A 15,747-nucleotide genomic window follows, 5' to 3' on the forward strand; every position below is an offset into this window, starting at 1 on the left:
AACCACCCAAAACAACAAACAGCACTAACAATCAATTATTTACAAATAACCCTCCATATATACCTTTGGTGACATCCCAAATTCCGATTGAAAACATTTTGAGAAATAAGAAGCATTGGAGAATCCGACCATATACATCACCTCGGAAACGGTAAACTTTTTTTGCTGTAATAACAATGCTGCTTTCTTGATACGAATGCTGCGTATATACTCCACCGGTGTATAGCCTGTTAGTTGCTTAATTTTACGATGGAGTTGTCTGGCGGCGACATCCGTGAGCTCACTGAGCCGCTGCACCGAAAATTCCGAATCGTCTAAATTTTCTTCGATCAGCTGTGTCACATTGGTCAGAAATTTTTCATCCGGTGAATGTACAGCTATTGCTTCTGTGGGTTTACTGATTTCGTCGATACGCAATTGAGCGACAATCTTATCTTTCCTATCCAAGAGCTGCAATAGCTGTATCTGGAGCAAGTCCAGATCAAAAGGTTTCGCCATATAAGCATCTATGCCGACGGCAACCCACTCGCGTCTGATCAGCTCATCGTTTTGTGCTGTCAGCAAAATGATCGGAATGGTTGCCGTCACGATATTTTGTCGTAGTTTTTTCACCATTTCAATCCCCCCCATATTGGGCATCATGGCATCAGTGAGAATAATGTCGGGCACAAAAGTATGTCCGTCGATCAAGCGTAAGCCCTCGCTACCATCACTCACAATGCGGCAATCGTAATGTGGCTGCATGGCATTTCGTAAAAAATCAGCGAGTTCGGCATTATCTTCGACGATCAGTAGTTTTCGTTTAGCCCCTACCGGTATGCTATCGGTCTCATCCTTATCGTTTACATGGTCATGTTTCCAACTAAGCGTTACCGCTGTGCCCTTTTGATCGCTCGCTATATCAACGCTCCAGCCCAACTGCTCACAATAACTTTTGACCAGGTACAGACCAACGCCCGTCCCCTGTACAGCACTCACTTCTTTCAGGGAAGAACGATAGAATTTGCTGAAGACATAAGGCAGGTCTTCGGGTGCTATACCAATTCCTGTATCCCGAACGATAAGCTTGACATCCGGACCAATTACTTTCAGCTGCAGTTCCACGCTACCCTCCGGACGATTATACTTACAGGCATTAGCGATGAGATTGTTGAGAATCGATCCCAGTTTGGCTACATCGGTCTGTATAAAAAAGCTCTCTACATCGGTAACAAAGTCAATATGGACGGTACTGTACTCAGGCACCTGCTGCCAGTCAGCTATAATTTGTCTGCTATAGGCGACCAGATCCATCTGAGAGGTAAGCAGGCCCTGCAAGGGCGTCTGTTGCTGCTCGACCTGATCAAAAGTCATCAATTCCTGGATGAGATGACTGATTTTTAAGGCATTTCGATGAACACCATCCAGCTGCTTCTTTTTGTCACTGTTCTTTGTCTGCCGCATCATTTGGCTGACAGGGGCCAGAATTAGGCTTAACGGGGTTTTCAGCTCATGCGACACAGCTGTCAGGAAGTCCATTTTCATCTTTGTGAGCTCAAGTACCTTTCTCCGTTCGCGTCTTTCCCATTTTAGTGTACTGCGAACCCTGAAAAAATTGACGACCCAAAATAGCAGGAAAATAACAATGAGGACGTAAGCAGCTTTAGCCCAATAGCTTGCATACCATGGATAACGGATCTGAATATGGTAGGTATAAATCTCCGACACAACATGACCGGCGACATCCACTTTAGCCAACTGAAGGTTGTAGTTACCCGAACTTAAGTTGGACAGGAGCACTTTGTTATCACCCCGTTCCATCGGAATCCAGGTTTCATTTTTCCCTTTAAAAGCATAAGCTAGGCGATAGCCCAAATGATTTCCATAATCCAAATCGGAAAATTCAAGCCGGAGGTTATTCTGATCATGCGCCAAAGTGATCTCGTTTTTATACCGTAAGCCATAGTCGTAATTACCGAAACGTTCATTATTGACATACATTGCGGTGAGCACAATCTTTTTGGAACCATCCAGATCCGCTAGCTCATTTTGCGCGGGCAACAGGACCACCTCATCAATTCCTCCCAGCACCACTTGTTCCCGCTCGGCATCGTAGTACATTGAGGATATCCTTTGTCCGTATCTTAACAATTCAGTTTTTAAACTCTGCTTATTAACCTGCCATACCCCAGTACTTGTTGCCAGCCAGATGCTTTCTTTGACCTCGGCCATGGCAGTTACTTCTCCTTTACCAACAGGATCAAAACGAACCAATGTATTTTTCCCGTCTGGAGCAATACGCCTCAATTCGCCATGTTCCCCTACCCACACCGTATGCTGCCCATCCTTCAGCATAAAGGTCGCCTGATCCAATGCATGCCCAGCGCTGTCTTTAAGTTCCGTTATTTTCCCTGTGGCCACATCAATGCTACTGATCCCCTTATTATAGAACAGCGCCAAGATCTTCCCCCTACCATTGTCAACGATCTGATTGGAAAAATCTTCCAGAAGACCGTCAGCTTTACTGAAATTACGGCTTGCTATGACCGGGCCCGTCGCCTCCAATAAACGGCTTCGGCTGACGACAAATATTCCCCCCATATAGGAGGCCACCCAGAGATTATCCTGTCCATCTTGTAAGATGTCGTACGACCATTTCGCATTTCGTCTTCCACTGGCATCGACAATTGTAAAGGTTTTAAACTGTTTCGTATGCGCATCAAACACATTGACGCCGCCGTCTGAGGCTATCCACACCAATCCCGCATGATCCTCAAATATATCCCGGATACGGTTGTGTGCCAGACGATAGGTCTTGGCATCCATACGGTACCAGCTGCTTTCCGTATTTTTGTCGTCCAGCCCACGTACACGGATCAAACCATTATCGCCGCCCAGCCAATACCAGCCATTGCGATCCCTGTTAATTTTATAAAAACGGTTGCCGTCGCTGCTCGCAGTCAATTGATAGATCGGCAGTATTTTTTCCACCTTACGGTTGGACCATAAGGAAAATCCCAGGTCTGTACCCAGCCAGATATTTTCCGACCGATCCTTAAAGATACTCCACACGATGTTATTGGCCAGCGAGTTTCTATTCCGGGAATCATGTTTGATCCGTTTGACCAACTGCTGATCCAGCTGATACGTAAAAAGACCATCATCCGTACCGACAAGCAAGGTGTTGGAATCTTTGGAAGCCATCGCTTTGATGGGATGATTTTGTAATACCGGAGTTTTCTGAAGTGTATGGTTCTTCGTATTATAGCGATACAAGCCATATTCAGTTCCCACATAGGTACTTGCAGATTCCGGAATAGAAAATATAGAATTCACAAATTGATTACTCCCCGGCCTATAATCTGGGAGCGGTAGAGGAACAATATCTTTTTTTGATGGATTTAATTCAAAAAGTCCATTATACGTACCGATTAAGATTCTATCGCCCACCTTTTCCAGTGCATACACGGCCGTTTTCGATTTGTTCTTTGGAAAAGAATTCTGATAATCGATAAGTTTACGTGTCTTGGTATTATAGCAATACAAACCACTTATTGAACCTATCCACAAGGTGTCGCCAACAAGGAGCAAAGACCTGACATCTCCAGGTCCCCCTGTCGGAAAAGATTCAAATCGGTCGTACTGATAGTTATAGAGCAGCACTCCCTGCCCTGTCCCCAATGCGAAATGTTTATTATCGATCAGCGCAATACAGTAAACGAACGTCTGAAAAGGAGATTTGGTCCCCGTGAGCGGCTGTAGTGCATAGCCATCATAATTAAATAACCCATTGTTACTTCCGAGCCAAAGCATCCCCAAGCTATCCTGTGCAAAAGAGTGGACTGTATTTGCATTCGTTCCCAAGGAAATATTGCGAAAAGAGGGATAATCCAGCGATTGCCCGAAAACAGCCGTACCCACGAAGGAACAGACAAGTAACCAATAGAAATAAAGAGATTGCATTTTTTATAAGCGCTATACCACAAACTTAATTATTTCAAATGGAATACCACTTATTCAATCAATCGCCCCAAGCGGAAATAGCATCCTGTAACAGGAGTTGAATAACCGCGCGATGGAAGCAATCGAATTTGGTCGCGCCTCTCCTATCGTCGTCAGCAAATTAATACATGAATTAATATCCCAGTTTTGCCAAACGTGCATACATCTCCACAAAAGCGCATTGATCTAACAGCCACTTGGACTTTTGCTTTTTCTCCAAAGTCCAGTCGACATCAAACAGTCCGTCCTGATCCCTCATCTTATACCATGCACGGTCTAGGTTTTTCGCAAAAATATCAATATAGGTTCTATTTCCGTCCTGTTCCAATAAACTGATATATCCCCTCATCATTACAGCATGGAACCATAAATTACTATTCTTTAACATTGGAAAAGTATCTTGGTCCGTGGTCTGAAAAAAATACGCTAAACAAGCTTTTGCTAGCTCTTGGGCATCGATCAGATATTTTTTTTCCTTGGTAAGCTTGTAAAGCAACGCTGCTGCTTGCAACATCTGTCCGGAATTATAGGAATACTTGGCCTTACCAATATTTCCATTGAGCTGAATATTATCCCAATAGAGTTTATCCGTTGGGTCTTGCAGACCTGCCTTTGTCCAGTCATAGAGTTGTCGTGCTTCATTCAGATAGTCCCCCTCTTTAGTAGCTTCAAAGAGCTTTAGTGCAAATACTGCCGCAGGAGCATTGGAACAGGTATTTTTAGATTCCTTTTTCTGTTCACACCAATAGATTCCACCACCGAGCTTGTCATCCGCGCCGCTTTTTACAAAAGCCCAGATCTCTTTCGCATACTTAAGATAATCGACCTTTTTTGTCTGCAGATAACTATCGGTAAAGTCAATACCCAACCAGACGTTATCATCATAAAACCGGTCTGATGCCGGAGCAGAATTGATATAGGACGCATAACCAACGGGCTCTCTGGAATGATCCCTATATTCCATTAATCCCGGCAGCACGCGTTGGTCTAAGATCTTTTGGTAAAGCGCTTTGTTCTTTGGGAGTTCCATCAATGTGTTTACAGCGGAAAAGCTCCCCGAGAAGGGCCATAGGTAAGCATATTTCTTTTGCCCGGCTGCCTGTTCGGGATTATCAAGATAGTCCGCTTTAAAGGTTTCGTCGAAGGGATATTTCTCAGTCAACAGTTGATTTTTGGTATTTCCATACTTAGCGTAAATAATAGCTAACGTTCTTTGGGCACGTTCGGCAGACTGTCCTTTATTGAATTGCCCATAGCCTGTTAAATAGCATAAACCCGACAGCAGCACAGTCGTCGTTATCTTAGTGATTTGTCTCATCAGCATATGTATTTTAAGAAGCCGTCGAAACCTTTTGGGTCACGAAGGCTTCTTTGTGTTCATTCCATTATTTTAATTTATTTTCATAGCTTGCTAATCCTTCAAAAAGCATCGCAGCACTTGCATAGGCAGTGATTTCACTGTTGCCAATAGGTGGTTGGGCCCAGGACGGACCAAAGAACAGCGTCGGTAGACTTGTTCCCTTGGTCCAGGCAATTTTACCATTATTGACCAAAAATTTCTCAAACTTACTGCGGTAGGCTGCATCAATTCCTTCCTGATTTAAATAGTCTACAAAATATCGTATAAATATCCCTTTAAACAATGCGCCGTCGCCGCTTCCCTCGTCGCGCAAAATATTATTCCCGCCATCGATACAACGTGTGATTGTGTAATAACTAATTTTTTGCGCATCAACCAGATAAAGCTGATCTTTAGTAATCTTAAAAAGCTCCACTGCGGTACCAAGGAACGTCCCTTGATTATAAGTCAGTGTTGTCATATCCACATTACCTGTCTGACCATTAATATTGTCATAAACAGCGCCCGTTGACGGATTGTACAGTGTTGCTTTTTGCCATTCGTAGATCTTCTTGGCCCAGGTCAGATAGTTTTCATCTTTTGTCAAACGATATAGTCTAGCTGCCAGAATACTAGCTGGCCCATTCGAGCAAGCATTTTTGCTATAGCGCATATCTTTCTTCCAAGCCAATCCACCGCCTGCATATTGCTCATCCCATGCGCCAGCAATATCTGTCCATAAAAGCAATACCGTGTCGAGGTATTTTTGATCCTTGGTAATTTCATATAAGCGCAATATGGTCAGTGCATTCCATTCCATGTCATCATAGAATACGTTATAATAGGTATTGCCATTTTTGATCTTCACACCTTCAAACCATTTGCTGAAATAGGTGCTATATCTGCTGTCCTTCGTTCGTAGATAGGCATCGATAACAACATCCATCGCATGTGCATTGGGCCAATATTGAAATCCCAGATCGGATTGATTGATCGCATTGTTAAAATACCCGGACTCATTCCAGAATCCGGCAATCATCTTATCGGAAACCTGCGTTGCAATAGTTGTCCAGCTTTCCTGTACAGTGTCGTCATAGGGGTAGCTGTCCTCAATCTTGGTGCATCCTAAGAGTAGAAACAATAGGGATGACAGTATAATCATTTTATTCATGGGGTCTCCTCCTTTAATTTGGTACGACAGTATGCGTATAGTCTTTGTCGCCTTGTAAAATCATCGATATTTTTGTTGGATGGCCGTCTACTGCATCCGCAAATTTCCATTTATCGTCCCACTGTGAAAGATTGGGCAATATTCGGACGAAATAATAAGAAGGAGCTGATGAACTATTGGGAGGACTGTCCGTCCCGTTTTGAGTTCCCAGCTGTAAGGTCTCAGCCTTTCCGGCCTTGACGGTTTCCATTTGGAACTTATACCGTTGGTCACGGCCCCAACTTTCCTGTTTAAAATTGATGATACCAGTTGCAGACCAAATTCCCTTACCTTGATAAGGTAGATCCAACACCACAGCTCCGGACGGAGAAAAATAAACGCCCATGTTTTTGATCTCTGTGTAAGTAACTGCTGCCACATTGAAATCAATTCGAATACGATATACTGCCGTCTTGGCAATGCTGTTACTTCCGGTTTCACCTTCTTTTATTTTGGTTTGATCTTCCGAATAGAAAACACGCCCCTCAGCAGACTTGCGATCCGTAAAGGTGTATTTTTTTCCGGCTTCCAATTTTGTAAAGATCTCATATTCACCATTACCTACCAATTTAAAAGGTAAAGATGCGGCAACATCTGTTCCACCCTCAGTCGCCTCTCCAGTGATAAATAATTCATCGGGGATCTCCGCAAAGCCTTCCAGTGTTTTGATATTCAACACTTTCTTTGCTTTGCTCAATACCCGTTTCATTCCACGGATAGCATATACGGACCAGATCACATCGCCGCTCTCACCAGGGTTAATCCCAGCTTTCGTTGCTACCTGATTCAATATTTTGTGACTAATATTGGCGCCGTTTGAGTTTCCATTATTATCCGACGTGACTGTATAAAGAGGTTTGCTGAAATCGCCATCAAGCTTATCAAAAACAACTTCATATTGCGCTGCCCCACCGTCGGCCACCAATGCCGACTCCCATTCAAAATAGAGCGCGGCGGAACTGGAGCTTAATAATTTGACAGCTTTTCCATCTGCAGGGGCATATAGGTTCTCAACAGCCGACACCTCTGCGTCGGCGTATTTCATATCGTCTTTTTTACAGGAAACGATGCTCGCAGCCAATGCGACCATTGCTATAACTTTAAAATACCATTTCATGTCTATATCATTAATTTATGGTTCGAAACGTACATTTTTTTAATGCGCCGTTTGCGCTAGTTTTTTAATTAAATTTAGTTTGAGTAGCCCTGATTGTTAGGCAATAAATTTTTATTTAGATCGATCTGGGTTCGTGGTATCGACCAGAGATAATCTCTACTTTCATCAAACCGGCGGATATCCAGTTTGATATTACTATTGTTACCACCATATTTAGCACCCAATACCTGGCCGTCCAAATAGGTTTTACCAGCTTTCCAGCGCATGATATCATAGTAACGCAATCCCTCAAGAGCGAGCTCACTTCGCCGCTCATTTCGGACAATTGTTTTCAGATCCCCGGTAGTCGGAAAGTCCAATGCTTTTGATGCTTCAAAACCAGCCCGCTGACGAATAGGTCTGATCGTCATATCCCATACTGCTGCATTGAGTTGTCCCAGTGCTTCTTTTGCTTCTGCATACATCAATAAGATATCGGCGTACCGAAACATGATGATGTTCAATCCGGCATCGTATTTTACCGTTGCTGTTACATCGTAGTATTTCTTTACGTAATACCCTGTGGCGGAAGCGTTGGCACTTGCGCCCTGATATTCGTCGAGGCGTTCCTTATCTGTTGTACCAGAGCCGGGTTTGATAAAGATCTTGCGTGTTGTACCGTCAAAATCAGTCCATTGTCCACCATGAAAAACGATGGTTGCGGCCATACGTGGATCGCGGTTGACATAGGGATTATTGTCGTTATATTGCGGATCCGTAGCAATGGTATTTCCGCCCAGTGTCAAATAGTTATCGACCAGACTTTGTAATGGTGCATAACCGTTTAAACGTGCTTGTGCAGAGATCGGTGCTGCATCATATAACTTATTCCACGTTTTTAATAAAGGTACATAGGCATAATCCAGAATAACCTCTGAATTATATTCATTGGCTGCAGTAAACAACTCCGGATAACTGCGGAATAAAGCGTAAGTACCAAATTCCGTTTGTTTTTTCATCAGATTTTCACAGTACTCCAATACTTTATTCCAGTTGCTTTCATAGAGGTATGCCCGGGCTTGAAAGGCTGAAGCGGCCCCCTTGGTAATCCGGCCACGGTCGTCTACCGGTAAAGCATCTCTGTTCGGTAGATCGGCCATACATTGATCCAACTCTTGATGAATAAAGGCCATAATAGTCGCTTTTTCTGTCCGAGGAAGAGTTTTAGACTCTTCCAGTGAGATATCTTTCGTGAAGAAAGGCACAGCGCCATAGAAATTAACAAGTCTAAAATAGAGAAATGCACGGATAAAGCGTACCTCGGCGATACGGCGTTTTTTGAGTGCCGCATCCATTCCGGGTACACGCTCTACATTCTCCAGATAGACATGGCAGGTCTTAATACCGCCATAGAGATCGGACCACTCTGCCCCAAAACGGCCCAGTGTTGGATCGGCGGTTCCATTACGAATTGCGCGCTGGTCTGTGTTTGAGCGCCCCTCAAAAATATTATCACTCAGGGCTTCATCATTCCACATACGATCTGCTGAATACAGCTGATTATAGGCCATATTGACCATTTTTTCGGAGTTTTCTGGATAGTCCCAAAAATTTTCATCGGTAAAACGGTCTGTTGGCAGCGTATCCAACTTATTACAGGATGTTAATTGGAGAATTGCTATTAAACTCAAGCCTCCTATAAGTATCTTATATAGTTTCATTACATAAAAGGTTAGAATTGAATATTTAATCCACCGCCATAGTATTTCAACGTCGGATAATTGCGGGCACTATTGGCCGAACCACCCATGTTAGAATCAAATTCGGAGGATTCGGGATCTATCCAGGAGTTTTTGCTCAAAGTCAGCAGGTTTTGGGCATTGATGAAAAAGCGAACACGCTGCAATCCCAATTTCGACACTACTTCTTTGGGTAACGAATAACCTACCTGTATATTTTTCAATCGAGCGTATTTCCCGTTGAAAAGATAGAGATCAGAATCTTTCCCAAAATTGTTGGTCGATGCTGTTGATCCATTTGCAGTCAGTCGGGGCCAGCGTCCATCAATATTGGTCGGCGTCCAGTAATCGAGTTGATGCTGATAAATGGTATAGGAATAATTCTGATGAAACGGTTCGATCAATTCTCCCCGGATCATCATATCGCGCTTGCCTACCCCTTGCCAGAACATACTAAAATCAAAATCTTTATAATTCAGGTTATAGGTAAGACCAAATGTAAACCGGGGGAAACCATTGCCCAACACAAAGCGGTCGCGTGCATCAATAATTCCATCGTTATTGCGGTCGACATACTTTACATCGCCGGGGCGCAGATCTGCTGCCGTAATACCGCTCGGCAAGGCCGAAGTTTCAATATCCGTTATATTTTGAAAGAATCCGGCCATCTTGTACCCATAATAGGAATTATAGGGTAGCCCAACACGCGTCAACTTAGTAATGTTATCGACTGTCGAAATACGGTCATCGCCGGGCATCGCAATAATCTTATTGTGACTATCGCCCATATTCGCATTGATCGTATGGTGGAAATCGCCTGTTGTAGCACGGTAGCTAAGGTTGATTTCCCATCCCTCATTGTTCATTTCACCTAAATTCTGGTTCTTTAGGGAGGTTCCGAAGGTGGAAGGTATTTGTGGCGACATCAAGATATCAACTGTACGCTTTTTAAAATAATCGAAACTGGCCGTTAATTTATCATGAAAGAAGGTGGCGTCCAACCCAACATTGAAATTATAGGTTTTCTCCCAGCGTAGATCCAGGCTGGCATAATTAAATCCCGCAGCAGAAACAGGTTTGTTGTTAAATCCATAGCTGTTCTGATAGGATTCATAGGTAAAATAATACGCATAGTCGTCTACGGCCTGATTGCCAAGAACACCATAGGTAGATCTGATTTTTAGGCTACCGACATGTTGTTTATACCAATTCATAAATACTTCGTCGGATGCCCGCCATCCGAGGGATCCCGAAGGAAAGAAGCCCCAGCGATTAGCTTTCGAGAACTTAGAAGACCCATCGTAGCGAAAGCTAAATTCGGCAAAATACTTACTTGCAAAGTCGTATCCGGCACGACCGAAGATCGAATTGATACTATTTTGCAGTGTCCCATTTGGTGTCACACGGGCACTCACGGGATCAATAACTGTCCCTGTCGTAGGTGTGCCGAGAACAGGATCAGTAAATTTCATTTTCAGTTCGTTTTGTCGGCGTGTATAGGATTCGTTGGATGCTCCAAACAGACCTGATACATGATGACTGCCAAAATTTCGGTCATAATCCAGGAGCAGTTGAAAGTTTAACAACGAAGCTTTTTCGTTAAAATCTTCGGTATTGCGGTCTGAATTGACGTAGACCTGTGCTTGCGTGGCATCTGGACTGGAATATAATGGCACCTGGATTCTACGGATAAAACGGTGATCTGCATAGATGTCCGCTCCGAAGATACCACGCAGTTTTAAACCTTCAAACAGTTTTGCTTCGAGATTCAGGTTGATATTGAAATAGTCGTTATCGTTTTTAATATAGCCGCCCTCATTCAGTTCGGCCAAAGGATTTTGATCTGTCAGTGCATTGTTGACAAGATATTTTCCATTATCAGCCTGCATGCGATAGTAGTAATAAGGCGGAAGTCTGGAAGCATTGATAATGGCACTTCCGGCCGTGTTGCTCATGTTGTTGTTGCGGGTATAGGCTAAGATTGAGGTCAATTTAAAACGTCCGATCTCTGTACTGAGGTTACTCCGCAGATTGTACCGCTTAATACCAAAGTCCTGTCCGACAAAGTTGCTGGGCTGATTGTAAAAGCCGCCGGAAAATAAGTAGGAACTTTTATCTCCACCGCCGGCCACACTGATATTATATTTTTGCTGGAAAGAGTTTTTCATGATTTCCGGCAAGTTCCACCGCTCGATATCCTGATGGGCATATAAGTCTGCAATAGCCTCAGGTGAAAACTGTGGGTCCATTCCTGAGTTGGTCAGTGCAAGATTACGAAGGGTCGCATTTTCATACCCTGCAACAGGTGAAAATAAAATCTTAGGTTCTTGCACACCCCACTGGGTGCCGACAGTCACCGCTGGCCGCTGGTTTTGGCGTCCTCTTTTGGTGGTTACCAAAATAACGCCATTTGCGGACCTCGAACCGTATATAGCCGTAGAACCTGCGTCTTTCAATACCGACACTGTTTCGATGTCATCCGGATTGATCTTATTGAGTGTTCCGCCTTCTGTAATAATTCCATCGATCACCACCAGCGGCGCATTACTGTTTATGGTAGATATCCCACGAATATTGATATTCATCGAATTATCATTGGGGTCCATGCTTTTCTGTTGGATGGTCAAACTGGGGGAGGCTCCTTGAAGGGCTTGCGTTACATTGCCTACAGGTCGGTTTTCGAAAGTCTTCGCACTGATCTGGTCAACAGCCCCGACAACACGCTGACGTGTCGTGGTACCATAGCCGATTACGATAACTTCTTCGAGCTGACTGTTGCTATTTTTCATGATCACATTGAGCTGCCCCGATCCATCGGTCCGCAGGGAAGACAGTTCTCCGCTCAACGCATCATAACCAACAGAGGAAAATACCAAGGTTGCTTTGGGTGAGAGATTTGTGAGGGTAAACATACCATCACTATTGGTGGTAGTACCTATAGATTCATTTCCTTTGACCCGTACAGAGACATTTGCGAGCGGTTCGCCACGTTCATTGGTCACACGTCCCTTTACAGGGACTTGATTTGGGATCATCGTAAACTCCATCGGTACGGACTTTATGGAAGCTTTTGGCTTATCATAAATGACCACAGTCTTATTATCCAACTGGTAAGACAAGGGCTGATCTTTAAAGATCTGGTCCAATACATCCGACAATTGACGATCCCTAACTTTTATGTCAACAGGCTTCGCGTTTACCATCTGCCGTTCCGTGTACAGAAAATTGTATCCCGTCTGAGATTTGAGTTCCCTAAATATTTTCTTAAGGCTCATGTTGGAGTATTCTAATGTTACCTTTTGTGCAAAGGTGGTAGCGCTAACCTGCATAAAAGTAACCAAGATAATTATGGTTGTCAATCGCATAATAAGCCATAGTTTACGGAATAGCAGATACGCTATCTCCTTTTTTCTGATATAATTTTGATACATTTGTAAGGTTTATTTGCAGTGTATTCGCGTCGTCCAAAACAGAAACATACTGCAGATTGGATAGTTAAAATTTAATTGTCCCAAACGGCAACCGAGCTCCTTCAGGATCTTGGTTGCTTTTTTATACCCCACCATCGTGGCTATTCGTTTTGTCGTTTTTTATTCATCGGTTTGTTTATTTAGGTTATTGTGTCATTAATTATTTTTAGGTTATTACGGAAGTACATGTATTTTTTTTCCGTCTATTCTGAAATGAACGGCACCCGTTTTTTCGAGCAGGCTTAAGACCTTTTGAACATCATCAAAACGCGATATTCCGCCACCAAATTTCTCGGTCGTTTTTTTACCCTGATAGATGACCTCCACATTATACCAGCGTGCCACCTTGCGCATGACGCTTTCGATATCATCTCCATCGAACATAAATTCGTTGTTTGTCCAGGCAATAACCGGCGCTGTATCTATTGGGCGGGATTTTAGCACCCCATGAGCTGTAAGGCTCGACTGCTCACCCGGTGCTAATAGCAATTTTTGACTGTGGGAACTGACCTGTACACGACCTTCCAGTAGGGTGGTCTGTACCGCCGTTTCGTCGGCATAACTGTTTACATTGAAATGGGTACCGATCACTTCGACCTGCTGAGCTGCTGCCTGCACAATAAAGGGGTGTTTGGAATCCTTCGCTACTTCAAAATAAGCTTCACCGGTCAGTGTGACAGTTCTGTTTTTTTGATTTGCAAAACGAACCGGATAGCTGAGCGAAGAAGCTGCATTGAGCCATACTTGTGTACCGTCAGGTAGCTTAATCCGATAGGTTTCTCCTTTGGTTGTCGATAAGGTATTTTGCTCGATTTCGCCCTGCGACTTATCGCTGACTTCGTAAATCAATTGGCCATCCGTTGTTTTAGAGATTCTTATACCCGATTCTTCCGCAATCCGACCGTTTTGTGTTTCATGTAGATGAATCTGCTTGCCGTTGGCCAGCGTTAAGGTCGCCGATTGTTTTCCGGGTGATATCACATGTTGTGCAGCTTGCGGAGATACGTTTTTAGTTTCAATGGTAAGAAACCAGCGACCAATAAATAATAGTCCGATAACAGCAGCTGCGCTTGCGCCAATACGTTTCCAAGTCCATAGCGATTTTGTTTTTGGTTTATTGATCTGGAGATGCAATTGGTCCCAGGTATTATCCAGTACGGCCAATAAAGTTGGATCGTCCAACAGATGTTGATCGACAGGATCGTCCAAAACCTCCTGGATGAGTTCTTGAAGTAATATTTTATCCCTGCCTGATTTTACATAGGACAAAAACGCACGGGAATTTTCTTCGCTAAGTTTTCCCTGTATATATCGCCTTAACGTATATCGAAGTGTTTTCTTTTCCACAATTGGTTATCCTCTTTTCAGCTAATACACTTCAGCGGTAAACGTCATCTGCTCTACCTGCAAATTTATTTTACTTTTTTTCTGTGCAATGAAAATTAGATGCGTTAATGCTGTTGGAGAAGTATAAAAGAAATAATGAGCAATGTGGATTTATCCAGGATCCCATGCTTCTCTTTGATATATTTTGTAGCTTTTACGATGTGGTCGTTGATGGTGGATGTCGATATACTCAATAAGTCGCTTACTTCGGCGTAGGTTTTGCCCTCAATTTTACAAAGTTTGTAGATCAATTTGCGTTGTGGCGGCAGCTGGTCAATGGTCTGAGACAACCATTCTTCATATTGCTTTTCATAGAGTTCTTCTTCGACGTGACTGTATAAGGCGGTATTGTGAAGGCTAAGATATGCCTGAACTTGTTTTTCGAGGTTATTTCGCCGGATAAAATTATAGACAGTATATTTGGCGATCTGGAACAGATAAGATCGAAAAGACTGCTCGGGATCAATCAACTCCCGTTTATCCCATACTTTAATAAATACTTCCTGTAATAGTTCGACTGCGTCTTCTTCGGACTTGACCATCTTACGGATGTTGAGATAAATACGCCCGCTATACCTACTGTAGACCTGCCGAAAAGCACGCTGGCAGCCAGAACGCAGGGAGATCAAGACAGACTTCTCTTCAGTATCGTCGTATTTTTGTGCGTACATTGTCACGTTTTACCCTTTCATTACTAGCAAAGATTGCTATTTGTTTATAATATCCGGTTATTGATCTCCAATCTTAACATTTGCTTACAAGCTAATAAGCGTCACAAAAAACAATTACATGATGCAGGAATATTTCATAAGTTGGTCTTTCACGCACTGTGTCTAGTAATTTGTGGATTACTCCCTTAATCTGGTTACGAACAAATATAATAAAACTAAAACGGTTTTGCTTTTTTTAATAAAAATTTAAAACGATTAACAAATTTTGATTTTTCTCTAACATGCATCGCAGGAATTCATCCGGCACATAAAAAGGAGACTACGATTTTACTTCGTGTCTCCTTCATAGCCCAACAGTACCTGTCGAAGCTTTTCCTCAGACCTCCTTCCCACGCTTACCAGGGCAATAGGTGAGATCGGCCCCATCGCCAAAGAAGAAACAGGAGCAAGACGAAGCCCATGATCCAAACCTGCTGGGCAGAGCGCATTTGGCTGCCGCTTTTTTCATGGCTGACCTGCTTTTGTTTTTCCTGTTGCCTTTTTTCAGCCAGCTCCAGTACCTGTTTACTGACCCTTTTGGCCGACTCATGCAATAATAAACCTCCCGACCGGGCAGACAGACCACTATCGGGATAGAAACGAAAAGCACTGTCCGTCCAAAAGTACCAAAGGCGGGAAAGCGTATCCTGATGGTCAGAATATAACGTTCGGAGCTGCTCGGTATACTGCCGGTGCGCATCCGTTTCTTGTTGTTTCTGATATTTTTTACTTTCGTAGACCTTGCAGGAGCCCAGCAAGAATAAGAGTCCCCCATAAAATATCATCTGGCATAGCCTTGTGTTCATCCTTCCTCCT

At 43.4% G+C, this 15,747-nt stretch carries 9 protein-coding genes; all 9 read right to left on the bottom strand.

Annotated features, from left to right (window positions below; translation table 11 throughout):
• Positions 1 to 39 precede the first annotated feature (39 nt).
• Entirely contained in the window at positions 40 to 3,942 is a 3,903-nt protein-coding gene (locus tag ACLCDV_RS18795; protein WP_317664940.1) for an ATP-binding protein, read from the bottom strand.
• A 172-nt stretch (positions 3,943 to 4,114) separates the two neighbouring features.
• Complete coding sequence (locus ACLCDV_RS18800; protein ID WP_411971944.1) at positions 4,115 to 5,299, bottom strand: glycoside hydrolase family 76 protein; 1,185 nt, start codon at positions 5,297 to 5,299, stop codon at positions 4,115 to 4,117.
• 67 nt (positions 5,300 to 5,366) lie between these two features.
• Complete coding sequence (locus ACLCDV_RS18805) at positions 5,367 to 6,491, bottom strand: glycoside hydrolase family 76 protein (RefSeq protein ID WP_411971945.1); 1,125 nt, start codon at positions 6,489 to 6,491, stop codon at positions 5,367 to 5,369.
• Between the two features lie 13 nt (positions 6,492 to 6,504).
• Complete coding sequence (locus tag ACLCDV_RS18810) at positions 6,505 to 7,647, bottom strand: SusE domain-containing protein (RefSeq protein WP_075993610.1); 1,143 nt, start codon at positions 7,645 to 7,647, stop codon at positions 6,505 to 6,507.
• A 74-nt stretch (positions 7,648 to 7,721) separates the two neighbouring features.
• Positions 7,722 to 9,347 carry a RagB/SusD family nutrient uptake outer membrane protein gene (locus tag ACLCDV_RS18815; protein WP_411971946.1) on the bottom strand — a complete coding sequence of 542 codons (1,626 nt, stop codon included), beginning with the start codon at positions 9,345 to 9,347 and terminating at the stop codon, positions 7,722 to 7,724.
• An 11-nt stretch (positions 9,348 to 9,358) separates the two neighbouring features.
• Positions 9,359 to 12,796, bottom strand: coding sequence for a TonB-dependent receptor (locus ACLCDV_RS18820; RefSeq protein ID WP_411971947.1), 3,438 nt, complete (start codon positions 12,794 to 12,796; stop codon positions 9,359 to 9,361).
• 213 nt (positions 12,797 to 13,009) lie between these two features.
• Positions 13,010 to 14,182: a FecR family protein gene (locus ACLCDV_RS18825; protein WP_411971948.1), complete on the bottom strand. Its 1,173-nt coding sequence runs from the start codon at positions 14,180 to 14,182 to the stop codon at positions 13,010 to 13,012.
• A gap of 104 nt (positions 14,183 to 14,286) precedes the next feature.
• Positions 14,287 to 14,892, bottom strand: coding sequence for an RNA polymerase sigma factor (locus ACLCDV_RS18830; RefSeq protein ID WP_159333192.1), 606 nt, complete (start codon positions 14,890 to 14,892; stop codon positions 14,287 to 14,289).
• 395 nt (positions 14,893 to 15,287) lie between these two features.
• Positions 15,288 to 15,737 (bottom strand): hypothetical protein, encoded by a 450-nt coding sequence (locus ACLCDV_RS18835; RefSeq protein WP_411971949.1) that lies wholly within the window; start codon positions 15,735 to 15,737, stop codon positions 15,288 to 15,290.
• Between the last annotated feature and the right edge of the window lie 10 nt (positions 15,738 to 15,747).

It is taken from the genome of Sphingobacterium sp. Lzh-3, assembly GCF_046764375.1.
Lineage (GTDB): Bacteria > Bacteroidota > Bacteroidia > Sphingobacteriales > Sphingobacteriaceae > Sphingobacterium.